This is a genomic window from Sandaracinus amylolyticus (assembly GCF_000737325.1).
In the GTDB taxonomy this organism is placed as follows: Bacteria; Myxococcota_A; Polyangia; order Polyangiales; family Sandaracinaceae; genus Sandaracinus; species Sandaracinus amylolyticus.
Genome location: NZ_CP011125.1, coordinates 1,628,489 through 1,650,748, shown reverse-complemented (window position 1 = coordinate 1,650,748; position 22,260 = coordinate 1,628,489). Strand labels below are relative to the sequence as shown.

The window sequence follows — 22,260 nt, the reverse complement described above, 5'->3', positions numbered from 1 at the left end:
CCCGGAAGTCCGTCCCGGTCAAGGACTATTTCGCGCTCTCGATGTCCTCTGGCGTCGCGACGGCGCGCACCGGGAACGACGGCCCGAGCGTGCGGCGCGCGAGGCTTCGCACGACGCGCGCGGGCGCGACCACGATCATCTCGCTCACGCCTCGATGACGCGCCGCTCGCAGCGCGTCGACCCAGCGCACCGGCGACACGATCCCGCGTACGAGCACGTCCGCGGCGCGCGCTCCGTCGACGACCTCTCGCGCGTCGAGCGCCGAGATCAGCGTCGTGCGTGGCGCGCGCCCGTTCATCGCTCCGAGCGCCGCGCGGAGCGGCGCCGTCGCGGGCTCCATCGCGCGCGAGTGCCACGCACCCGCGACCGCGAGCCTTCGCGCGTGGGGCGCGAGGGCTCGCTCTGCCGCGACGAGCGCGTCGTGCCGTCCGGAGAGCACGTGCTCGTCCGGCGCGTTGTGCGCAGCGAGCACGAGACCCGGCGTGCTCGGCGTCGTCGCGCACGCGAGCATCCCTCCGGGGCTCGTCGCTGCTGCTTCGGCCATCGCGCGACCGCGTGATGCCGCGATCGCGATCGCGTCCTCGTCGGGCACGTCGAGCGCGAAGCACGCAGCGGTCAGCTCGCCCAGCGAGTGGCCGAGCACGCAGTCGATCACGAGACCGCGATCCTCGAGCGCACGCGCCACCGCCAGCGAGACCGCGACGATCGCGGGCTGGATCACCTCGGTGCGCGTCATCGCGCGCCCGCCGCGCTCGATCGCACGTCGCACGTCGACGGCGCACGCGTCCGACGCGAGCGCGAGCAGCCGTGCCGCGCGCGCATCCGCCGACGCGAGCGCGAGCCCCATCTCCGGCTCTTCCGAGCCCTGCCCCGGGAACAGCAGCGCGATCGTCACCGCGCGCCTCGCGCGTCCAGCACCGCGGCCACGACGGCTCGGACCGCGTCCGCGGGGCTCGATGCGCCACCGCTCGCGGCCGCCTCGAGCGCGCGACGATCGAGCTCCGCGCGCGGCACGCCGTCGATCCACACCTCGAGCCGACGCGCCGCCGCGTCGGGCACGAGCGCCGTCCAGTGTCGGCCCGCGTCGTCGAGCACCAACGTGTCGACGAACAGCCGCGGCACCGGCCAACGACCGCGGCGCGTCACGACGAAGCGCCGCCCGCGCTCGCGCACGACGTATGCGTGCTCGTGCCCTCTCCGTCCGAGCCGCAGCGAGCCCGCCCACTCGGCGTCCCCGACGATCACGCCGTCGATCGTGATCTCGTGACGACCTCCGCGACGACCGATCCAGCCGGCGCGTCCCGGCGCGAGCACCGGCCCGTCGATCGACTCGTAGCGCTCGCTCGCGCGATCGCCGAGCACGACGCGGATGCCTTGCGAATCCTCGGCGAGGAACACGAGCGTGCCGGTGCCGGGCACGAACGCGAGGCGCTCGCCGTCGACGCGCCGGTGGTGCGCGATCGCGGTGCCGTCGAGGAGCACGTCGATCGATCCGCCGTCGGGCGCGGGCGAGAGACACGCGACGTGGGCACCATCGTCGCCGATGCGGAGGTGCGTGAGCAGCGGGGCCTGCGTGACGCGCCGGCCGTCGAGCAGCAGCACGGTGTGATCCCCCTCCGCGACGAGCGCGGCCCAGTGCGGTGCGTCGGCGGCGATCGCGAGCTCGAGGATCTCGTCGAACGGCTCGGACAGCGTGTGATCGACCGCGAGCTGCTCGCGTCGATCCGACGTGGTCACGACGTACGCGAGCACACGGCCCTTCGCGCCGAGCGTCACGTCGCGCACGCCGAGCGGGAGCTCGGCGCTCGCGCTGCCGTCCCGCACGACGCGCTCGTGAGCACCGGCGCGCACGATCGCGGCGAACGCGCCACGTTCGTCGACGACGATGTCGCGGATGGGCGCGCTCGAGCTCGCGACCGCCGCGCCGTCGACGACGAGCTGCCACACGCTTCCGCGCGCGCCCTGGTACACGACGTGGTCGCCCGCGACCCGCAGATCCGCGATCGCGTCGAACACGTCGCCCGCGCCGTCAGGACCGAGCACGCGCCAGCGCTCGCCGTCGCGCACCGGCACGACCACGCCGCGCGACGTCCAGCGCAGCGCGTCGTACGCGACCTCGCTCCACGCGCCGCGCTCGGCGCCGTCGACGATCACGCGCGCGCCCGAGCCGTCGCGCACGACGTGCGCTTCGTGCGCGAGGTCGCGGCTCGTGCCGTGCCACACGATCGACGGGCCTCCGCACGCTGCGAGCGCGAGCGCGACGATCGCCAGACCGGCCCTCACGGAGTCGCGCTCGTCATGGTGCCGCGCGCGACCGGTCGATCCGCGACGCGCGCCTCGACGTCATAGCGGCGCGCGTTCGCGAGCTCGTGGGTGCGCGTGACGCGGTACTCGATCATCGAGCCCGCGAACACCGGCTCGATCAGCTTCACGTCGATCGCGCCCGCGAAGCCGATCCGCGCGCGAGGTGCTCCGAGGCCATCGAGGAGCTGCGTCTCGATCGCGCTCGGCGGCCGCCCGCCCAGGCGCGCGCGGGCGTCGATCGCACGGAGCGCGTCGAGGAGCGCGGCCGGCGAGGTGCCGCCCGCATCGAGCTCGCGCGCCGCGAAGTCGATCACGTCGAGCAGGTTGATGGTCTGCCCGAGGCCTTCGATCGTGTAGACGCCGGGCCACAACGAGACGCCGGGGAAATGTCCCTCGAACACCGGCTCGTTCGCGGACACGAGCTTCACCGCGCGCAACGCAGGGCGCGGGCGCAGCGTGATCGCGATCGTCGCGTCGACGAAGAGGAACGGGCGGCGGTGCGGCAGGAGCATCTGCACGACGTCGGCGCCGAGCTTCAGCGGCTCGAGCTCGATCATGCCGAGAGCCCTCCGTCGACGACGAGCGTGTGGCCGGTGACGTAGCTCGCGTCGTCGCTGAGCAGGAAGACCGCGGCACGCGCGATCTCTCGCGCGCGGCCGAGACGACCGAGAGGGATGCGAGTCATCGCCGCCGTGACGCGATCGAGCGGCGTCGCCTTGACCATGCCCGCGTCGATCAGGCCCGGTGCGAGCGCGTTCACGCGCACGCCGTGTCGCGCGACCTCCGCGGCGAGCGTGCGGGCCATCGACTCGATCGCGCCCTTCGTGGCGGCATAGCTCGCTTGTCCGGGGCTCGCGCGGCTCGCGGCGATCGACGAGAGCGCGACGATCGCGCCGGATTTCCGCGCGATCATCGGGCGGAGCGCGGCGCGCACCGTCGCCATCGTGCCGCGCAGGTTCGTCGTGACGACGTCGTCCCACTGCTCGATCGGGAGCGTGGCGAGCCAGCCGTCCGAGACGATGCCCGCCGAGGTGACGAGCCCGTCGACGCGCCCGTGCGTCTCGAGCACCTGCGCGAAGAGCCGATCGACGCTCGCCACGTCGCGCACGTCGACCGCGATCGCACACGAGGAGGGACCGATCGCGTCGACGACCTCTCGCGCCTCGCGCTCGCGACGGCGGTACGCGACGACGACGCGCGCGCCCTCGGCCGCCGCCTCGATCGCGATGGCACGGCCGAGCCCGCGCGATCCACCGGTGACGATCACGACACGGTCCTCGAGGCGCTTCATCGCGCCTCCGCGGTGCGCATCGCTGCACGCGCTGGGCGTGTCAGCGGGCCGAACGAGATCTCGTCGCGCGCCCGGTACGCGTGACGCCGTGGATCGACGTACAGGCTGCGGTTGTCGATCAACGGAGGCGCGACCGTCCGCACGCGCACGCCGCCGACCTCGAAGCGATCGATCCCGCCGTGCGCGAGCTCGCGCGGGATCATCGCGGCGGCGACCCACTCGTCGCGCACGGACGAGAACGCGGCGCGCGTGATCGTCCCGAGCTCGCGCGCGCCGAGCGTGACGCGATCGCCGACCTCGAGCGGACGCGGTGACACGATGCACACCTGTGCACGCGAGCTCGTCGCGCGGTGACGCTCGATCGCGTCGCGACCGAGGAAGTCACGATCGGTCGCGAGCCGCCACTGCAGCTGCAGCTCGATCGGGGTCGCGCCCTCGGGCACGTGCGCCGCGTCGAAGAACCAGCTCTCGAACGCGCAGAGCGCGAGCGTCTCCTGCGACACCACCGCGGCGTCGAAGTCCGCGCCGCGCGCGAGCAGGCGCGCCCACAGCGCGTCCGCCGCGCCCTTCGCGACGATGACGTGATAGCCGTACTCGCCGGTGCGTCCGGCGCGTACGCAGAGCCCTTCGTCGACGCGGAAGAAGTTGAGGTACGGGAGCGCGAGCAGGTCTTCGCCGAGCACCTCGGCGACGAGCTCCCACGCCCACGGCCCGTGCACCTCGAGCACGTCGTGATCGGTGCTGACGTCGACCACGTCGACGTCGCCTCGCGCGTGGGCGCGGAGGTGCGCGACGGCATCGCACGGGCCGTCGATCAGGAGGAGGTACTCCTCGTCGTCGGCGCACACGACGACGTCGGCGATCGGGCGGCCGTGCTCGTCGAGCAACAGCGACTGCCGTGCCTGCGCGTCGCGTAGATGCAACCGCGACGGCAGCGTCCAGAGCGCGGTGTCGCGCGCGCCGTCACCGCGCAGGCGCACCACGCGCGTCGAGCTCGCCCTGACGAGCCCGCACGCAGCGCGGATCGCGACGATCTCGGGCGGCAGGATCACGTCGCCTCCGGGCCGCGCGGGCGCGGCGGATCGAGCACGAGCTCGACGAGCGAGTGCACGGTACGGAACGCGTGCGGGCCCGCGGCGCCCTCGGCCAGCGTGAGGCCGAGCTCGGTCTCGATCGCGACGACGAGCTCGACGGCGTCGATCGAGTCGAGTCCGAGCCCCGTTCCGAAGAGCGGCGCGTCGAGCTCGATGCGCTCGGGCGGAAGCGCGACCTTCAGCGCTTCGATCAGCACACGCCGCACGCGCGCCAGCGCTTCCTCGCGCCGCGCGAGGTGCGCCGCGAGCGCGGGCTCCAGAGACGTCTCGTCAGCACTCATACGTGTCCCCTCACCAGCACGATCGCGACGGCGCCTTGCGCGCCGGACGCAGTCGCGATCACCGCGTGCGCGCCTTCGCGCACCCTCGACACCGCATCGACGAACGCGAGCGCCGTGCCGAGCGACGGGGCGCCGTCGACGCCGCGCGCCGCGAGCTCGGGCACCGACGCGCGATCGAGGCCCGCCTCCGCGAGCGCGCTCGCGATGGCCGCGTCGACGTCCCCGGCGGTCGCGACGCCTGCGATCTCGACCCCGCCCGTCTCCGCCGCGAGCACCACGAGACACGCGCCTTCCGCGTCGTACGAGCCGTCCGGTGCACGCTCGTCGATGCCGCCCGCGACCAGTCGATCCGCGTCGTCGCGATCGCGCAGCCAGCGCGCGGCGTAGGCGATCGCGAGCATTCCCGCGACGCCGTCCCCGGCGACCGTCGTCGCCGCGCCGCGCGCCCCGAGCGCACGAGACGCCGCGCCGATCGGCGCATGGCAGACGGAGCGCGCGAACGCGGGCGCGCTCGCGCGATCGAGCCCGCGCTCGAGGCTCCTGCGCAGCTCGGCGACGCTCGCGCGCGAAGGTGCGCTCACGCCCGCGAACATACCGATCCGGTCGCGCGACGACGCGTTCGCGCGCACCCGCGCGTCCGCGAGCGCGCGTTGGCTCGCCGCGATCGCGAGGCGACACGAAGGATCGGCGCCGCGCAGATCGACGTCACCGCACGCTCGCACGAGCGCGTCGTCGTCGCGCGCCGCGCCCGCCTCGACGACGAACGCGCCGACGCCCGCGACCGACACCCGTCGTGATCCCCGCGGCCGCGACGCGCGTGCCTCGCTCGAGATCGCGACGACCGCGTTCGCACCTCCGAACGCCGCGCTGTTCGAGAGCGCGATCGCAATCGCGCCCGCGCGCGCCGCGCCCGTCTCGCTCACCGTGTCGCTCGGGCCGCGTGGACGGCCACGCCCGACGCGCGCGCTCGGAGGCACCAGGCCCGCGCGCATGCACGCGAGCGTCGTGATCGTCTCGAGCACACCGGCCGCGCCCTGCGCGTGACCGAGATACCCCTTGCTCGCGCTCACCGGGATCGTCGCGGCGCGTCCTCCGAGCGCGCGCTGGATGCCGCGCCACTCCGCGTCGTCGTTCGCCGCGGTGCCCGTCGCGTGCGCGTTCACGTACTCGACGTCGTCCGGCTCGAGGCCCGCGTCGCGCAGGCACGCACGCGTCGCGCGCGCGAGCCCTTCGCCGCGCGGGTCGGGAGACGTCTCGTGCCACGCGTCGCTCGAGAGGCCGTACCCGAGCAGCACCCCGTGATGACGCACCTCGCGCGCACCCGCGCGCTCGAGCACGACGAACCCCGCGCCTTCGCCGAGCGTGGTCCCGACGTCCTCGCCGAACGGCGCGCACTTGCCTTCGCCGAGCACGCCCAGCGCCGCGAAACCCGCGAAGATCTCGGGCACCAGGATCTCCGCGCCGCCTGCGATCACGAGGTCCGCATCACCCGCGAGGATCAGATCGCGCGCGAGCCCCAGTGCGTTCGCGCTCGATGCGCAGGCGGTGGAGATCGTCCATCGCGGGCCCCGCGCGCCCACCTCGAGCGCGACCGCATCTGCGACGCCGGTGATCGCGGCATCGTCGCCGAGCGTGGTGCCCACGACGACGGCGATGCGCGACGCGCTCACGCCGGCCTCGGATGCGCGCGCATCGAGCCACGCTTCACGCGCGGCGATGCGCGACCACGCGTCGAGGCTCGCGCGCTCGCCCCGCGACCACGGCTCGCGCAGCCAGCCCGCGAGTCGGATCGGATGGAGCGCGCGCACGTCGAAGCGCTCCATCTCCGAGAGGCCGTCGCGGCCCTCGCGCATCGCGTCGACGATCGCGCTCACGCCCGTTCCGAGCGCGGAGATCGCGCCCATCCCGGTGATCACCACGGCGTCGCGCATCACGCGTTCTGCACGGCGCCGACGGTGAGGAGGATGAGCCCGATGATCACCGCGACGCCTGCCGGCGTCGCGACGACGACCATCGGAAACGCGCTCTGCATCGCGAGGCTCACGATGCCGCCGATGCCGAACACCGCGAGCCCCGCGCCCGCCATCACGCCGCCCACAGCGAGCTCCGGATCGCCCGCGCTCGACACGGTCAGCTCCGGCGCTTCGGGCGGCTGCTCGACGGGCTCATACCCGCCCAGCGGGGATGCGCCGCCGCTGCGCGGGGCTGCGTCGACCTGCTGCCAGATCGCGTCGATCAGCGCGTGCGTCTCGAGCGAGCGCGCGAGGCGCACGTCGGCGCCGCCCTGGCCCACGACGTTCTCGATCTTCCCGACGCAGTCGTCGATCAGCGCGCTCGTCGACTGCCTCCTCACACGCGCGCCGACGTTCCGTGCGACGCCGCGCAGGCGCAGCCGGCTCTCGCTCGAGATGTCGATCGCGCGGGCGCGCTCGTCGAGCACCTCGGTGACGTGCATCGCGAGATCGGGCTCGTCGCGGAACCGGCGATCGAGGTTCCGCCGCACCGCGGCCGGTGTGCGCTCGAGCAGCGCGTGATAGCCGACCACGCACTGGTCGAGCACCGGCAGCGCCTGGTCGAGCCGCTGCGCGAGCGGCTCGGGGAGGTGCGAGCCCGCAGGGATCGAGCGCGCGACGTCGGCGACCACCAACGCCTCCAGCCCGAGCCGGATCATGCGCGCGTGCGCGTCGGGCCGGAGCGACCATGGCTGAGGGCCGAGCAGACGCGCGAACGGCGCGTTGCGCACGCTCGCGACGCCGCGATCGAGCCGCTCCGCGAGGGTCTCCGCGTGCGCCGTCGCGAGATCGGTGGGCCGCGTCGGTGCGCCGCCGCAGCCCGGGAGCCAGACCGCACCGGTGCCGATCCCCGTCGCGCCGAGCGCGACCGTGGTGAGAAAGCCTCGTCGTTCCATGTCGGCGACGGCCATCGCAAGCGCCGGGCCGCTCGCGCGGAGCACCAATCTCCGCGAACGCGCGCGGAGGAACGTGCAGCGTGCGCAACACTCGTGTGCAGCGAGTTGCTCGGCGGCAACGCCGCGTGGCGCACGCTGTGTCAGCGCGATCGGCGACGCGGTCCTTCGCGAGCGACGAGCACGACGACAGTCACCCTTCCAGCGCGCGACGACGGATGTCCGAGAGCGTCTGTCGCCGCAGGATCTCGCCGTCGCGGAACACCGGCTCGAGCAGGTCGCCGGGATGCCCCGAGTCGCCGCGTGCGACCGTGCGGAACGCGCCCGCTTCGCGCACCAACGCGAGGCGCCCCGACTTCGAGCGCTTGCCGGGGTCGGTCACCGGGTCCTTCATGACCGGGCGCCACGCACCGTCGATCTCGACGGCCGAGCACTTGATCGCGAGGTTCTGCGTGTCGCGATGGACCTTCTGCAGGAGCGCGCCGCCCGATCCGAATGCGACGTTGTCCGCGGACCAACCGCGCTCCGACATCGCGGCGAGGATCTCGGCGATCATCACCGGGTCGATTCCGTCGCCCTGGATCACGCGGACGTGCGGATCGAGCACTCGATATCCTTTCGCGTTGATCGCGGTGCCGAATGCGCGGCCGAGGATCTCGAGCACGCGACAGACCACCTCGGGCGGATGACCGCTATCGGGGCGCACCACCAGCGTGCCGTCGCGCGAGAGCACGAGCTCGCGCAGCTCCCGTCCCCAGAGCTGCTCGCATGCGCGGTAGACGTCGTAGCTGTCGGAGACGACCGCGACCAGGCCGCGCGGGTACGACTCCAACATGTTTCGATATGCGCTCGACTCGCGATCACGGCCCCAGCTCGTGATCGTGCTGTGCTCGGCCGCCGGGATCGAGAATCCGGCCATCGGCTCGCCGTAGTGACGACGCGCGAGCAGGAGCGCGGGAATCGTATCGGTGCCCTCGAAGCTCACCAGGTGCGCGGCGCCGCCGATCGCGGCGGACTCGTGCGACGTGCTCCCGCGGAGACCGAAGTCGTGCAGCTCGAAGCCGACGAGCGAGGGAGTCCCGGTCTTCTCGAGATGGGCGGTGATCGTCCGGCGCATCTCGCGGCTCTGCGTCGCGACGGTGCACGGATACCAGACCTGCAAGAGCAACGACTCGAGGTAATTCGTGAGCCACGGCACGCGTGGATCGGTATTCTCGATCGTCATCAGCACGTTCGACACCGGCACCACCGTGCCTTCGGGGACGGCGCGGATCTCGACGGGCAATCGCCCGCCGTGCGCGTCGAGGACGTGTCTCCAGCCCGCCTCGTGGAACAACGTCGGATCGCCGAAGTGCGCCGCGAAGATCTCTCGCGCTTCCGCGATCCGATCCTCGGTCACCACGACACCGGCGAAGTGACGATCGAGGAGGTACTGCAGGCCGAAGAACACGACCGACGGATACACGCCGCCGCGGCTCTCGAGGAACGAGCTCACGCGCGTCGTCCCCGGCGGATACTGCCGCCAGTGCGTCACCTTGTAGCTGTCGGTGCCCAGCAGGAGATTCGAGCCCTCCATCGTGATCACCTCCGCGCTCGCAGATGCGCTGCGAGCATCTCGCCGAGGCGCCGGTGCTCGGGGACGAGACGCGCCGCGATCGCGCCGCTCGTCACGTCGAGCTCCGACACCCACTCGTTCTCGTCGACGTCGTCGGCGCCCGTCGCGCGCCCGAGCAGATAGGGCGCCACGAAGAGCGCCGTCGTGATGCGGTCGGCGCCGCCGCGATAGCGCCAGTCGTCGACTCGCGTCGAGCCGAGATACGTCGCGTCGCCGATCTCCAGTCCGCCCGACTCGGCGATCGCCTCGCGCCGCGCGGCGGCCTCGAGCGAGTCGTCTCCGGGCAGCACGAAGCCGCCGAGGAACCGCAGCGCGCCCGCGTCCTCGCGCTTCTTCGCGAAGAGGACGCGGCGCCGGCGGTCGTCGGTGATCGCGACGTCGACGGTCTGGTAGACGACCGGTGGGCGCGTCGTCGCGGCGTAGATCACGCCTCGGCGGAAGTCGTCGGTCGTCGCGGGACGCGTGACCGCCTCGAGGCGCAATGCGGTCGCGGTGTGATCCTCGATGGGATCGATCTCCTCGCACCGGTGCTCGCCCGAATAGGAGCGCAAGAAGCTGTCTCGCGAGCCGTAGAGCACCGCGTCGCCCGCCGGCGCGTGCTCGGCGACGATGGCGTCGAGCGCGCGCGACCACATCGCGTCGCCGCGGCAGTCGGGCAGCTCGGCGACGAGCGCGAGCGGGTACCGACCGCGCACCATCTCTCGCCGGGTCGCGAAGTCGAGCGGGTTCTTCGAGGTGGGCACGTACGTGCGTGCCGTGCCGAGCACGACGAGCAGCCGCGGATGGCGCGACTCGACGACGTCGAGGAGGTGACGATGGCCGTCGTGGAGCTCCGGCGACTGGAACCTCGCGACCACCACGCCGAGCGTCTCGCGTCCCATGCGCGAAACTTAGATGCACATCGCATCGAAGTCTAGACTTCGCGTCAGCGGCGCGCGCGGAGCTGAACCAGTGAGGGCGCCGAGTCGTGGAATGCGCTCACCACGACGTGGTGCATCGGGGAGCGATCGCACGCGGGATCCGTCGCGCCGGCGTCTCCCGCGAGATGGTGGGCCTGACAGCGGCATCCACCGTGATCGATCGCGCGGCGCTCGCAGCTGCGGCACGGCTCGGACATCCAAGCATCGCCGCGGAACGCGGCGAGCGCGGGGGAGCTGCGCCAGATCTCCGCCAGCGATCGCACGCCGCCGACACGCTCGAATTCGAGCGTGGGAATCGAGCCCGCGGCATGACACGGCAGCACCCGCCCATCCGGGCTCACGACGACGAACCGGCGCGCCCATCCCTCCATGCACGCTCGCGGCGCGCCCGCGTGATAGTCGGGCAGGACGAGCACGATCTCCATCCGTCCGCGGAGCCGCGCGCGCGCGGCGGAGGCGACCGACCGCGCTCGTTCGATCTGCGCGTGGGTGGGCAGCAGCGCGGATCGATTCGCGAGCGCCCACCCGAGGTACTGCGTGCTCGCGAGCTCGAGGCGATCGGCGCCGAGCGTCTCGGCGAGCGCGATGATCGCGTCCACTCCGTCGATGTTGTCGCCGCGCAGCACGACGTTGATCGTGAGCGGGATCTCGAGGCTCTGCGCCCAGCTCGCGACCTCGCGCTTGTGCGCGGCGACCGGGACGCCCGCGATGCTGTCGGCGTTCACGTCGTCGGCGTCGTGCAGCGAGAGCTGCATCGCGTCGAGACCCGCGTCGCGCAGCGCGCGCAGACGCTCGCGCGCGAGCGGGACGCCGGACGTGACGAGGTGCGTGTAGAGATCGGCGCGCCTCGCTGCGGCGATCAGCGGCTCGAGATCGCGTCGCAGCAGTGGCTCGCCGCCCGTGAGGTGCACCTGCACGACGCCGAGCTCCGCCGCCTCGGCGAGCACGCGCGACCACGCCGAGGTGTCGAGCGCATCGCGGTGTTGCGCCCAGTCGAGCGGGTTCGAGCAGTGACCGCATCGCAGCGGGCAGCGGTACGTGAGCTCCGCGATCAGCGTGTACGGCCGGTGGGGATCGCGCTCGGTCATCGACCGTCCCACGACACGAGACCGCGCTCCGCGAGCTCGTGGAGGAAGCGCTCGACGTCTCGCGCGACGCGCTCGCGATCGTGCCCGCGCGCGAGCTCGCCGACGATCGACGCGAAGGTGCGGTCGCCGTCGCACAGCGCGACGATCCGCGCGGCCGTCGCGTTCAGCGCGAGCCCGCGCTCCGGCGCGACGAGCAAGGGCTCGTCGGTGATCGGATCGCGACGCAGCCGCGCCTTGCGCGCGAGCCGCGGGCGCGCGTCGCGCACGTCAGGTCTCCTCGCACGTGGTCGCGATGCTCTCGACGACGTGCCAGAGGATGTCGGTCTTTCGCTCGAGCGCCGCGACGCACTGCTCCTGGAGCTCGGGTGTGATCGCGCGCGCAGCGACGAAGGAGAGGGCCTCGTCGGCGTCGCGCCGAGCCGCTCCGATGCGCGCACGGAAGTACGCGGTCCCGCCCGGGCCGATCCACGGATAGTGCCTCTCCCACGCGGCCGCTCGCGCGCGCATGAGGTCCGGCGCGAAGCACTCGGTGAGCGACGATGCGACCGCTTCGAGCAGGCTCCACCGCGCGACCGACGAGACGTAGTCGTCGCACGCGAAGCGCACGCCGGGCACGACGCGCCGATGCGCGATCACCTCGCCGCGATCGAGCCCGACGGCCTCGGCGAGCCGCAACCAGAGCTCGAGGCCACCGTCGCTCGCTCCGTCTCCGTCCTGCTCGCGAATGCGGCGCAGCCACGTTCGTCGGAATTCGGCGCTCTCCGATTTCGCGAGGATCAGCGCGTCCTTCAGCGGAATGCGCGTCTGATAATAGAATCGATTCGCCACCCAATGACGCAGCTGGGCCGGGCCGAGCGTCCCCTCGTGCATCGCGACGTGGAACGGATGGCGATGGTGATATCGACTCTCGCCCACCTCGCGCAGCCGCGCGACGAATGCATCGGAGGAGGTCACAGCGCGATATCCATTCCGTCCCATGCGACCTCCCAGCCGGCGGCGGACACCTCGGCGCGCTCGGCCGAGTCCTCGACGAGGATCGGATTCGTGTTGTTGATGTGGATGAAGATCTTGCGCGGCGTGCCGATTCCTCGCGCGGCTCGGAGGATTCCGTCCTCGCCTCCGATCGGCTGATGGCCCATCTGGCGCGCTCCGCGCGTCGAGAGCCCGAGCCGGATCAGCTCGTCGTCCGACCAGAACGTGCCGTCCACGAGCGCGCAGTCGGCGCTCCCGAGCGCGGCAGAGAGCGCGCCAGTCCAGGCGCGCACCGACGGCGCATGGGCGAGCGTTCGCCCGCGGCGGTCGCGGACGAGGAGACCGACGTTGTCGTCGTCGGAGGGATGCGCGTCGGCTTCGCGATAGCGGGGCGGCTTCCCGGGGACGCGGAACGCCTCGATGGAGAGCTCCGCGATCTCTCGCGTCGAGCCCGGCGCGAGCGTCACCCACTCGATTCGATCGAGCGCGCCGCACAGCACGTTGTCCTCGACGAACGCGCGACGGGTGGTGTCGGTGGACAGCACCGACAGGCGCGTCCCCTCGCGCATGCCGAGCAGTCCGAGACAGTGATCGAGATCGGCGTTGGTGAGCACGACCGCGGCGATCGGTGTGCGCCGCGGTGGACGTGGATGGAGCGGCGCGAACGCCTCGATCTGGGCGCGCACGTCGGGCGACGCGTTGAGCAGGATCCAGCGCTCGCCGTCGGCGCTCACCGCGACGGACTCCTGCGTTCGCGGGGTCGCCCGGATCGTCCCGGCGCGCACGCCGGCACACTGCGCGCAGCCGCAGTTCCATTGCGGGAAGCCACCTCCCGCGGCCGCGCCGAGGACTCGGACGAACAAGCGCGCCCCTCAGCTCGTCGCGTCGTCGCTCTGATAGGCGCCGATCTCGGCGTCCATCTTGATCTCGACGAACGTCGGCGGCGCCCACTCGTCGTCGTCCTCGTCGGGCTCCGGTGCGAGGTCGGCATCGATCGGCTCCATCCGACGCTCAGATAGAAGCCTGCTCCGCGGCGACAAGAATGTGCGCTGGGGCGATCGCCCCGTCGTGGGCTGGGGCTCGCTGCCGCATCTGCGATCGCGCGTGGGAGGCCCGGAATGCGCGCTGGACCGCGACGATCCGGGGGCGTCCACGTTGCGCGCGGGTGGCGATGTCCGCTAAGCAGCGGCGCTTGGGCCCGCTGTTCCACCGCCCCGTGTCCCCCCGCCGTCCGCTGGCGAGCGCGACTGCCGCGCTTCGCGCGTCGTCGCAGGGCTCTTCGTCGTCGCAGGGTCGCTCGTCACCCGCGCGCTCGCGGCACGGCGCGGAGCTGCTCCCCGAGCTGCTCGACTTCGAGGGCGCAGTGCAGCTGGCGCAGGCGCTCGAGACGACACCATCCGCGGCGAGCGCGAGCTGGGGCGCGAGCGAGGCGATCGCGATCGCACGGCAGCGGCTCGCGAGCGCAGAGCGCGACGTGCGACGGCCTCTCTCCGATCCGCGGACCGGCGCGTCGTTCGCGGCGCCGGATCGGATCGCGCACGCCCTGGAGCGCGCCGGCGTGCCCGCGACGCGGCAGCGCAAGGCGATCGCGAGCGCGGCGCACGATCTCTTCGCGCCGCTCGAGACCCAGATGCTGCGCAGGATCACGGCGGTGCGGCAGCTCGTCGCCGAAGTGCGTCGCGAGATCGCACCGACGATCGCCGCGAGCGCGCCGAACGCCGCGCGTCTCGAGCAGATCGACGCGGCGCTCGGGCAGGCGACCTCGGCGCGATCCGACGCGCTCTTCTCCCGTGCGATCGTCGCGATGCGCGATGCGTTCGCGGCAGACCTCGAGGTCGCGGTGCTCGCGCTGCCGAAGCCGTGCGACGAGGTGCCGCTCGCGACGTGGGCGAGCCCGAGCGGGCCGGTCGGCGAGCACGTCGCGCGCTGCGAGGCGTTCGTCGTCGCGTCGTTCCTGCACGAGCGCGCGCGCCTGGACATGCTGGTGCGCAACACGTTGGGTGAGCGGCTCGCATGAGCGCGAAGCGGGGTGGTCACCGGGGCACGCGCCTCGGCATCGTCGGCGCCGGCGCGATCGGCGTGCTGATCGCGGCGCGCACCGCGGCGTTCTATCTGGACGTCGATCGCGTGGCGTTCGGGCTCGCGCTGCTGATCGCGGCGGGGCTCGCGCTCGGCATCGTCGAGCTGCTCGGGCGCGTGGCGCGCGTCGAGCGCGTCGAGGGCGAGCTCGCGAAGCTGCCGCGGCCCGCGACGCTCGAGGCGATCGACGCGACGAGCGCGTCGCTGCGCACCGTGCTGCGCGCACGTCTCGGCGGCGTGCGCGCGACGATCCCGAGCGCGGGGTTCGCGTCGTACCTCGTCGGGCTGCTGGTGATGGTCGGTCTGCTCGGGACCTTCCTCGGCCTGGTCGACGCACTGCGCGGTGCGCGCGAGGCGCTCGGCGCGAGCAGCGACATCGACGCGCTGCGCGACGCGCTGGCGACGCCGATGCTCGGCCTGAGCCGCGCGTTCGGCACGTCGGCGGCGGGCCTGTGCGCGTCGGCGATGCTCGGCCTCGCGTCGGTGCTCGCGCGACGCGTCGAGACGTCGCTCGCGAGCGCGGTGCACGTCTACGCCGACGACGCGCTGGGACCGCTGACGATCGCGGAGCGCCAGATCGCGGTGCTCGAGGCGCTGGTGCGACAGAACGCGGAGTCGGCGGCGGCCGCGGCGCGCGCGAGCGCGGCGATCGAGAAGACGGCGGCGGCGCTGCGCAGCGACGTGGCGAGCGGGGTGGCCGACGTGGCGCGCGCGGTGGAGCGCTCGCTCACGCCCGCGCTCGAGCGCGCGGTGACGCGCGCGTCGGACGTCACGCGCGAGCGCCTCGACGACTGGACGCGCATCGTGGAGCGCGAGGCCGAGGCCCGTCGTGCGCGCGACGCCGCGCTCGCCGACGCGTGGTCGGAGGCCGCGGGGCAGAGCGCCGATCGCGTGGCGCGCGAAGGAGCGCGGGTGCTCGGTGAGCTGCGCGGCGCGCTCGGCGAGAGCCTGGTGTCGCTCGACGCGCGCCTCGGCGCGAGCATCGAGGCGCTCGCCGCGCAGCTCGGCGCACGCACCCAGCGGACGAGCGACGATCTCGAGGCGCGCCTCGCCGCGACGACGACGACCGTCGGCGCGATGATCGAGGCGCTCGCAGGAGAGCTCGAGACCACGCGCGCGCGGCTCGATCGCACGCTCGAGGGCACGAGCGCGGCGCTCGAGGCGCACGTGGAGCGGAGCCTGGCGCGCGAGCGAGCGCGAGAAGAGGCGATCGAGGCGCGGACGTCGGCGCTCGCGCGCGCCGAGGCGCACGCGCTCACGCGCCTCGAGCGCCACGTCGAAGCGGTGGACGCGGCGCTCGCGACGCACCTCGAGCGCATGAGCGCGATGCAGCGCGACGCAGCACGCGAGTCCGCCGATCGTGCGGTGGCGCTCGATGCGGTGCTGCGCGAGCACGCGGCCGCGTTGACCGAGACGACGAGCACGATGCTCGCGGAGGCGGCGCGACGCGCGGAAGAGGCGGGCGCAGCGGCGGAGCGCGTGGTGAGCGCGACGCGCGACGAGATCACGACGCGGGACGCTGCGGAGCGGGCCCAGGCCGCGCGCGCCGAGGCGGTCCTCTCCGGGCTCGCGCGAACGGCCGAGCAGGTCTCCGCGCGAGCCGGCGAGGTGCTCGCCGCGCACGCGGAGCGTCAGGGCGAGCTCGAAGCGCGCTGGATCGCCGCGCACGAGGCCGCCGAGCGCGCCCAGGCCGCGCGCACCGAGGCGGTTCTCTCCGGGCTCGCGGCGGCGGCCGAGCAGGTCGCGCAGCGCGCGGATCGCGTGCTCGACGATCAGGCGGAGCGCCAGACCGCGCTCGAGGCGCGCTGGCTCGCGGCGCACGACGCGTCGGCGGCGCGCCTCGTCGCGCTCCTCGAGCAGCACGCGGAGGGCCTCGCGCAGGGGCTCGCGGCGACGCGCTCGCTCGTCGACGACACGGCGGGGCTGCTGCGCGCGAGCGGCGTCGAGATGGGCGCCGTCGCGGAGGTGTTCACGAGCGCAGTCGATCGTTATCGCGAGGCGAGCGCCGCGTGCCTGAGCGCGCTCGCCGGGCTCGACGACGCCGTCGATCACGCGGGCAAGAAGGCCGCGATCGATCTGCTCACCGACTACCTCGACCAGACGCGCGAGGTGTTCGAGCACTCCCTCGAGGTGCAGCGCGAGCTCTTCGCGGAGCTGCGCGCGCTGCGTGGACGCGCCCAGGGCGCGGCGGAGACCACGCGTGTTCGCGCGTGACGAGGAAGAAGACGGCGAGCGCGCGCCGGTGTGGCCGGCGTTCGGCGACATGATGGCGTGCCTCTTCGGCATGTTCGCCCTCTTCTTCACGTGGGCGGTCGTGCTCGAGGTCGGCACCGCCGAAGAGCTCCGCGAGGAGCGCGCGCGCGCCGCGGAGGAGCGTGCGCGAGCGGAAGCGGATCGCGCCCGCGCCGAGGCCGAGCGCGAGCGGCTCGCCGCGCTCGAGCGCGCGCTCGCGGGGCCGCTCGCGGCCGGGAGAATCAGCCTCGAGGGCGGTCGCATCGGGATCCGCGGCAGCGTGCTGTTCGATCTCAACTCGTCGGAGCTGAAGGCCGAAGGGCGCTCGGTGCTGACCGACGTCGCGGCGCCGCTCGCGGCGTACCTCGACGCGCACGACGCGATGATCATGGTGAGCGGCTTCACCGACGATCTGCCGCGCCGTGCGGCCGACGGCGACAACTGGCAGCTCTCGGCGGAGCGCGCGCTCACCGTGGTGCGCGCGCTGATCGCCGCGGGCGTGTCGCGCGATCGCGTGTTCGGCGCCGGGTTCGGCGAGACGCATCCCGTCGCGCCCAACGACACCGACGAGAACCGCGCGCGCAATCGGCGCGTCGAGATCGCGCCCGTGCCGCGCATGGTCGGAGGCGCTTGGTGAGCGACGAGCTCGCGGCGCGGCTGCGTCTCGCCGAGAGCGAGCAGACCGGAGACGTCGAAGGGCTCGCGCTCGTCCGGACTCTGATCGAGCGCGCCGAGTCGCTGCCGGCGAGCGGCCGCGCGCGGCTGCTCGCACGCGCCGAGGCGCTGCTCGACGCCTATCGTGAGCGCCCGCCGTCGAGCGTCCCGCGGCCCGCGAGCGCGCCGGACGAGAGCGCGTGGCGCGACGCGCTCGCCGCACGCGCGCACGCGCGGCCGAAGCGCGTGTGCGCCGAGGAGCGCTCGAGCGCGATCGTGTCCGAGATCCGCGCCAGCGCGGCGACCGCGCGTGCGGCCGAGCAGGTTCCCGAGGCGGCCGGCCCGTACAACGGCGCCGCGGTCGCGGCGCGCGCGCTCGACGAGCTCGTCGCGATCGCGCCGGGGTACGTCGGCAGCTACATCGCGTGGCTCGAAGATCTCGCGTGCCTCGCCGATCTCCCGGCCGAGCGCCGCACGCAGCGCCCCAAGGCCGCGGCGAGGCGCTCGCGTCGCGACCCCTGAGCACCGACCGACCGTCGCGAAAAAAGTGTCCGGCGCGCGCCGGCTCGAACGTCGATGTCTCGACCGGCGGGCGAGCGAGGGACGTCCTCGCGCGCCACGCCGGGCCAGGAGCGCCATGCGACGCATCGTGATGTTCGAGCGAGTGAGCAGCGACGGATTCTTCGCGCGCCCCGACGGGAGCCTGGACTGGGCGGTGCCCGATCCCGAGCTCGACCGCGACGCGGCGTCCACCATCCCGCGGTTCGACACGATCCTGCTCGGCCGCCGCACGTTCGAGATGTTCGAGGTGGCGTGGCGCCCGGCCGAGGGCGCGGCACCCACCGACGAAGATCCTCACGCGCCGGGGCGTCGCTCCGACGAGATGCGCGCGATGGGCCGCATGATCGACGAAGCGACGAAGTGGGTGTTCTCGCGGACTCTCGCGACACCGACGTGGCGCAATTCGAAGCTCGTGCGCGCGTTCGAGCCGCGCGAGATCGAAGCGCTCAAGCGCAGCCCGGGCAAGGACGTGATCGTGTTCGGGAGCGGCTCGATCGTGTCGGCGCTCACCGCGCACGGGCTGATCGACGAGTACCAGCTCGTCGTGTGCCCGCTGCTGCTCGGGCGCGGTCGACCCTGGCTCGACGGTGGGTCGCTCTCGTCCGAGCTCGCACTGCAAGAGGCGAAGGCGTACCGATCGGGCAACGTGATGCTGCGCTACACGCGCCGAGGAGATCCGCGATGAGCGAGTTCGTCTTCTTCTTCCGAGCGAGCGACGACGCGCAGCGCGACGCGATGGGCACGCCCGAGCGCGCGCAGCAGAGCATGCAGAAGTGGCTCGCGTGGACGCGCGAGCTCGAAGCAGGCGGTCACCTGAAGAGCGGCGGTCTGCCGCTCGAGCGAAGCGGGCGCGTCGTCCGCGGCAAGGACGCGGTCGTCACCGACGGGCCCTACGTCGAGGTGAAGGATCTCGTCGCGGGCTTCATCGTGATCGAGGCACGCGACCTCGCGCAGGCGGTCGAGCTCTCGAAGGGCTGCCCGATGCTCGCCGGGGGAGGCTCGGTCGAGATCCGCCCGGTGATCCCGAACCTGATCTCGTGAGCGTGGAGCTCGAGGCACACCTCTTCCGGCGCGAGTCGGCGCGGCTGGTCGCCGCGCTGACGCGCATCTTCGGCGTGCACAACCTCGCGCTCGCCGAGGACGTCGCGCAGGACGCGTTCTGCCGCGCGCTCGAGGTGTGGCGTACGCGCGGTGTGCCCGAGAATCCGTCCGCGTGGCTCACCGCGACTGCGAAGCACCGCGCGCTCGACGTGATGCGCCGCGAGCGCACGGCGCGCACCTTCGCGCCCGAGCTCGCGCGCTTCCTCGACGACAAGCACGCGCTCGCGCCGCTCGTCGACGACGCGTTCGCCGCGCGCACGATTCGCGACGAGCAGCTCCGCATGATGTTCTCGTGCTGCCACGCGCGCCTGCCCGAGGAGGCGCGCATCGCGCTGATCCTGAACCTGCTCTGCGGCTTCGGCGCGAGCGAGATCGCGAGCGCGCTGCTCACCGGACACGCCGCGATCGAGAAGCGCATCGCGCGCGGCAAGAAGGTGCTCGCGAGCGCGCGCTCGCTCTTCGATCTCGACGATGCCGAGCTCGAGGCGCGCCTGCCCACGGTGCAGCGCGCGCTCTACGTGCTCTTCAACGAGGGCTACCACGGCGCATCGGAGACACCGGTGCGCGTCGAGCTGTGCGCCGAAGCGATCCGGCTCGCGGCGCTGCTCGCCGAGCACCCGCGCACCGCGAAGCCCGCGACGTTCGCGCTCGGCGCGCTCATGTGCCTGCACGCAGCGCGACTGCCGGCGCGCGTCGACGAGACCGGCGTCCCGATCGCGCTCGCCGATCAGGATCGCGCTCGCTGGGACGCACGGCTCGTCGCCGAGGGGCTCGCGCTGCTCGAGCGCTCGGCGACCGGCGACGCGATCACGACGTACCACCTCGAGTCCGCGATCGCCGCGCTGCACGCGAGCGCGCGCAGCGTCGACGAGACGGACTGGCGCACGATCGTGACGCTCTACGATCGTGCGATGCAGCTCGCGCCCTCCCCCGTGATCGCGCTCAACCGCGCGATCGCGATCGCGCAGCGCGACGGTCCGGAGCACGGCATCCGCGCGATCGAAGCGATCCCCGATCGCGCGCGGCTCGCGCGTTATCCGTTCCTTCCCGCCGCGCTCGGAGAGCTCGAGCGACGCCGCGGCGACCTCGATGGCGCGCGTGCGCACCTGCGTGCGGCGATCGCCCTGGCGCGCAGCGACGCCGAGCGGCGTTTCCTCGAGCGGCGGCTCGACGCGATCACGCCACCGCCGCGCTCGTGACGCGCGCGTCCCAGTCGATCCGGTGCTGGAACAGCCACGCGAGCGAGCGCTCGTTCGCCTCCTCGCTCTGCATGCGCAGCACCCACGGCATCACGAGATCACGCGCCCAGCGCCCGACCGGGCCGAGCGTCTTCGTGCTGCCCATGCGCGCGCCGTGCGCGACGACGCGCTCCACGCGCGCGCGCCGCATCGACTCGTACGCCGCGAGCGCCGCGCCCACGTCGTCCACGTCGCGCAGGCACCGCGCGAGCTCCACCGCGTCCTCCGCCGCCATCGACGCACCTTGACCCGACGACGGAGACGCAGCGTGCGCGGCGTCGCCGATCACGACGATCGGCCCGCGCGACCACGTCGGCACGCGCGGCACGTCGTACTGGCACGTCGCGACGAGCGCGCCGTCGGTCGCCGCGATCACCTCCGCGAGCGGGCTGCGATCGGCCGATGCGAGCTCGATCAGCTGCGCCCGCCAGTCGTCGCTCGCGAGCTCGTCGCGCGTGGGCTCCTCGCGGCGCGCCGGGTTCGCGAACCACCAGATCTCGCCCGACGTGCTCACCGTGATCCCGAAGAAGCAGCGGTGCCCGAAGATCATCCGGTACGTGCCCGGCGCGAGATCGACCGACGCGCAACGCGTGACCCCACCGACGTTCAACAGCCCCGTGTAGCGCGGCCGCGGCGCGCCGGGGTCGATCACCTCGCGCACCCGCGAGCGCACTCCGTCCGCGCCGATCAGCACGTCTCCCTCGACGCCGTCGCCGTCGTCGAACGACGCGACGACGCGCCCGCCGCGTGTGATCGTCGCGCCCGTGAAGCGCTTGCCGTGCACGATCTCGATCCCGCGGCGGCGCGCCTCCTCCGACACGACGCGATACAGGTCCGCGCGCTTGAGCGTGTGGGTGACGGTCCCGTCCGCGAGCGAGCCGCCGATCGGCACCGCGCCGAGGACGCGACCGGTGCCGCTGCACAGCTCGATCGTGCGCGAGGGAAAGCCCGCGGCCTTCACGCGCTCGTGCACGCCGATGGTGCGCATCGCGTCGAGGCCGTTCACCGCGACCGTGAGCCACGCGCCGGCGGCGAGCGACGCGCTCGCGTCGTACGTCTCGTAGATCGTCGCCGAGATCCCGGCGCGCGCGAGGGCGAGCGCGACGCACGGCCCCGCGATGCCCGCACCGATGACGATCGCGCGCTTCATGCGATCTCCACGTCGGACGCGCCGCCGCTGACCTCGATCTCGTACGCGTCGGCGCCGCGCACGGGCGCCGCGGACTCGAGCCGCGCCGCACCGCCGATCGCCTCGAAGCGACGATCGTCGAGCCGCAGCGACGACACGCCGCCGTGCACCGAGACCGACACGCCGACGTCGGCGGGGCGCCGCACGCGCAGCCGGCTCGCGCCGCCCGAGATGCGGATCGGCACGACGCCCTCGGGCTTCGGCAGCTCGAGCTCCACGTCGCTGCAGCCCCCGCCGACCTCGACGCCGCCGAGCGTCGCGCGCGAGAGGTCGCCGGTGAGCGACGACACGCCGCCGCGCACCGCGATCGACCAGGCGACCGCGGGGTGCAGCACGATCGCGAGCTCGTCGCGCGCGCCGGTGACGAGCGCGTGCAGCCAGTCCGCGGGCGACATCGGCCACGACACACGCGCCTCGCCGCCGTGCACGCGGAGCCGCGGCGCGGGGCCGACGCCGGGATCGATCGTGATCAGCGCGTCGGCGCTCGGATCGACGCGCACGTGGGCGCGGCAGAGCCCGGACGCGATCACGAGGCGCATGTGCGTCTGGCCGTCGTAGGGACTCGAGAGCGCGTGGGCGCGCTCGCTCGGAGGACGCGCGGGGGTGCGGTACGGGTCGCTGCCGGGCTCGTTCATGGCGATCTCCTCGGGTTGGCGGCGGGCGAGCGTCGCGGTAGCGTTGGTGCGCACCCAACCAGACTCTCTGACCGTCGATATCTTAGTAGCTAAGATATCGC

General features: G+C 73.4%; 24 protein-coding genes. 7 read left to right on the top strand and 17 right to left on the bottom strand.

The window, feature by feature from the left end; all coding sequences use genetic code 11:
* Nucleotides 1–25: 25 nt before the first annotated feature.
* The 15 genes from DB32_RS06905 to DB32_RS49900 form a co-directional block, all read right to left on the bottom strand.
* Entirely contained in the window at nucleotides 26–895 is an 870-nt protein-coding gene (locus tag DB32_RS06905) for an ACP S-malonyltransferase (protein ID WP_053231620.1), read from the bottom strand.
* Complete coding sequence (locus tag DB32_RS06900; protein WP_053231619.1) at nucleotides 892–2,283, bottom strand: hypothetical protein; 1,392 nt, start codon at nucleotides 2,281–2,283, stop codon at nucleotides 892–894. The genes DB32_RS06905 and DB32_RS06900 overlap by 4 nt, the downstream gene beginning before the upstream one ends.
* Nucleotides 2,280–2,861: a 3-hydroxyacyl-ACP dehydratase FabZ family protein gene (locus tag DB32_RS06895; protein ID WP_053231618.1), complete on the bottom strand. Its 582-nt coding sequence runs from the start codon at nucleotides 2,859–2,861 to the stop codon at nucleotides 2,280–2,282. Before DB32_RS06895 ends, DB32_RS06900 begins: the two co-directional genes overlap by 4 nt.
* Nucleotides 2,858–3,595 carry an SDR family NAD(P)-dependent oxidoreductase gene (locus DB32_RS06890; protein ID WP_053231617.1) on the bottom strand — a complete coding sequence of 246 codons (738 nt, stop codon included), beginning with the start codon at nucleotides 3,593–3,595 and terminating at the stop codon, nucleotides 2,858–2,860. The genes DB32_RS06895 and DB32_RS06890 overlap by 4 nt, the downstream gene beginning before the upstream one ends.
* Nucleotides 3,592–4,647, bottom strand: coding sequence for an aminomethyltransferase family protein (locus DB32_RS06885; RefSeq protein WP_053231616.1), 1,056 nt, complete (start codon nucleotides 4,645–4,647; stop codon nucleotides 3,592–3,594). Before DB32_RS06885 ends, DB32_RS06890 begins: the two co-directional genes overlap by 4 nt.
* Nucleotides 4,644–4,970 carry an acyl carrier protein gene (locus DB32_RS06880; protein ID WP_053231615.1) on the bottom strand — a complete coding sequence of 109 codons (327 nt, stop codon included), beginning with the start codon at nucleotides 4,968–4,970 and terminating at the stop codon, nucleotides 4,644–4,646. Before DB32_RS06880 ends, DB32_RS06885 begins: the two co-directional genes overlap by 4 nt.
* Complete coding sequence (locus tag DB32_RS06875; RefSeq protein ID WP_053231614.1) at nucleotides 4,967–6,901, bottom strand: beta-ketoacyl-[acyl-carrier-protein] synthase family protein; 1,935 nt, start codon at nucleotides 6,899–6,901, stop codon at nucleotides 4,967–4,969. Before DB32_RS06875 ends, DB32_RS06880 begins: the two co-directional genes overlap by 4 nt.
* Entirely contained in the window at nucleotides 6,901–7,878 is a 978-nt protein-coding gene (locus DB32_RS06870) for a hypothetical protein (RefSeq protein WP_157068793.1), read from the bottom strand. The genes DB32_RS06875 and DB32_RS06870 overlap by 1 nt, the downstream gene beginning before the upstream one ends.
* A 190-nt stretch (nucleotides 7,879–8,068) precedes the next feature.
* Nucleotides 8,069–9,451 (bottom strand): nicotinate phosphoribosyltransferase, encoded by a 1,383-nt coding sequence (locus tag DB32_RS06865; RefSeq protein ID WP_053238714.1) that lies wholly within the window; start codon nucleotides 9,449–9,451, stop codon nucleotides 8,069–8,071.
* Between the two features lie 5 nt (nucleotides 9,452–9,456).
* Nucleotides 9,457–10,371 carry an NUDIX domain-containing protein gene (locus tag DB32_RS06860; RefSeq protein WP_053231612.1) on the bottom strand — a complete coding sequence of 305 codons (915 nt, stop codon included), beginning with the start codon at nucleotides 10,369–10,371 and terminating at the stop codon, nucleotides 9,457–9,459.
* 44 nt (nucleotides 10,372–10,415) lie between these two features.
* Nucleotides 10,416–11,498 carry a pyrroloquinoline quinone biosynthesis protein PqqE gene (gene pqqE / locus DB32_RS06855; protein ID WP_053231611.1) on the bottom strand — a complete coding sequence of 361 codons (1,083 nt, stop codon included), beginning with the start codon at nucleotides 11,496–11,498 and terminating at the stop codon, nucleotides 10,416–10,418.
* Nucleotides 11,495–11,764, bottom strand: a complete 270-nt coding sequence (pqqD, locus tag DB32_RS06850; RefSeq protein WP_053231610.1) for a pyrroloquinoline quinone biosynthesis peptide chaperone PqqD — start codon at nucleotides 11,762–11,764, stop codon at nucleotides 11,495–11,497. The genes pqqE and pqqD overlap by 4 nt, the downstream gene beginning before the upstream one ends.
* A 1-nt stretch (nucleotide 11,765) precedes the next feature.
* Entirely contained in the window at nucleotides 11,766–12,452 is a 687-nt protein-coding gene (gene pqqC / locus DB32_RS06845; protein WP_240481170.1) for a pyrroloquinoline-quinone synthase PqqC, read from the bottom strand.
* Nucleotides 12,449–13,333: a pyrroloquinoline quinone biosynthesis protein PqqB gene (gene pqqB, locus DB32_RS06840; RefSeq protein ID WP_053231608.1), complete on the bottom strand. Its 885-nt coding sequence runs from the start codon at nucleotides 13,331–13,333 to the stop codon at nucleotides 12,449–12,451. The genes pqqC and pqqB overlap by 4 nt, the downstream gene beginning before the upstream one ends.
* Before the next feature lie 9 nt (nucleotides 13,334–13,342).
* Entirely contained in the window at nucleotides 13,343–13,474 is a 132-nt protein-coding gene (locus tag DB32_RS49900) for a hypothetical protein (RefSeq protein WP_275935460.1), read from the bottom strand.
* Nucleotides 13,475–13,512: 38 nt separating this feature from the next.
* Between DB32_RS49900 and DB32_RS06835 the strand changes: the two genes are divergently transcribed.
* From DB32_RS06835 to DB32_RS06805, 7 genes are all read left to right on the top strand, one after another.
* On the top strand, nucleotides 13,513–14,487 hold the full coding sequence (locus DB32_RS06835) for a DUF3348 family protein (RefSeq protein ID WP_157068792.1): 975 nt from the start codon (nucleotides 13,513–13,515) through the stop codon (nucleotides 14,485–14,487).
* A complete protein-coding gene (locus DB32_RS06830) occupies nucleotides 14,484–16,763 on the top strand; it encodes a hypothetical protein (RefSeq protein ID WP_053231606.1) in 2,280 nt (759 codons plus the stop codon). The genes DB32_RS06835 and DB32_RS06830 overlap by 4 nt, the downstream gene beginning before the upstream one ends.
* The gene (locus tag DB32_RS06825) at nucleotides 16,750–17,418 is read left to right on the top strand and encodes an OmpA family protein (RefSeq protein WP_075097468.1); all 669 of its coding nucleotides are present in this window, start codon (nucleotides 16,750–16,752) and stop codon (nucleotides 17,416–17,418) included. The genes DB32_RS06830 and DB32_RS06825 overlap by 14 nt, the downstream gene beginning before the upstream one ends.
* Nucleotides 17,415–17,957 (top strand): DUF2894 domain-containing protein, encoded by a 543-nt coding sequence (locus DB32_RS06820; RefSeq protein WP_053231605.1) that lies wholly within the window; start codon nucleotides 17,415–17,417, stop codon nucleotides 17,955–17,957. The genes DB32_RS06825 and DB32_RS06820 overlap by 4 nt, the downstream gene beginning before the upstream one ends.
* A 115-nt stretch (nucleotides 17,958–18,072) precedes the next feature.
* A complete protein-coding gene (locus tag DB32_RS06815; RefSeq protein ID WP_053231604.1) occupies nucleotides 18,073–18,681 on the top strand; it encodes a dihydrofolate reductase family protein in 609 nt (202 codons plus the stop codon).
* The gene (locus tag DB32_RS06810; RefSeq protein ID WP_053231603.1) at nucleotides 18,678–19,037 is read left to right on the top strand and encodes a YciI family protein; all 360 of its coding nucleotides are present in this window, start codon (nucleotides 18,678–18,680) and stop codon (nucleotides 19,035–19,037) included. The genes DB32_RS06815 and DB32_RS06810 overlap by 4 nt, the downstream gene beginning before the upstream one ends.
* Nucleotides 19,034–20,296 (top strand): RNA polymerase sigma factor, encoded by a 1,263-nt coding sequence (locus DB32_RS06805; protein ID WP_075097467.1) that lies wholly within the window; start codon nucleotides 19,034–19,036, stop codon nucleotides 20,294–20,296. Before DB32_RS06810 ends, DB32_RS06805 begins: the two co-directional genes overlap by 4 nt.
* Here DB32_RS06805 and DB32_RS06800 read toward each other — a convergent pair.
* Nucleotides 20,274–21,485 carry an FAD-dependent monooxygenase gene (locus tag DB32_RS06800; RefSeq protein ID WP_053231601.1) on the bottom strand — a complete coding sequence of 404 codons (1,212 nt, stop codon included), beginning with the start codon at nucleotides 21,483–21,485 and terminating at the stop codon, nucleotides 20,274–20,276. The genes DB32_RS06805 and DB32_RS06800 overlap by 23 nt on opposite strands.
* The gene (locus DB32_RS06795) at nucleotides 21,482–22,159 is read right to left on the bottom strand and encodes a hypothetical protein (protein ID WP_053231600.1); all 678 of its coding nucleotides are present in this window, start codon (nucleotides 22,157–22,159) and stop codon (nucleotides 21,482–21,484) included. Before DB32_RS06795 ends, DB32_RS06800 begins: the two co-directional genes overlap by 4 nt.
* Nucleotides 22,160–22,260 lie beyond the last annotated feature (101 nt).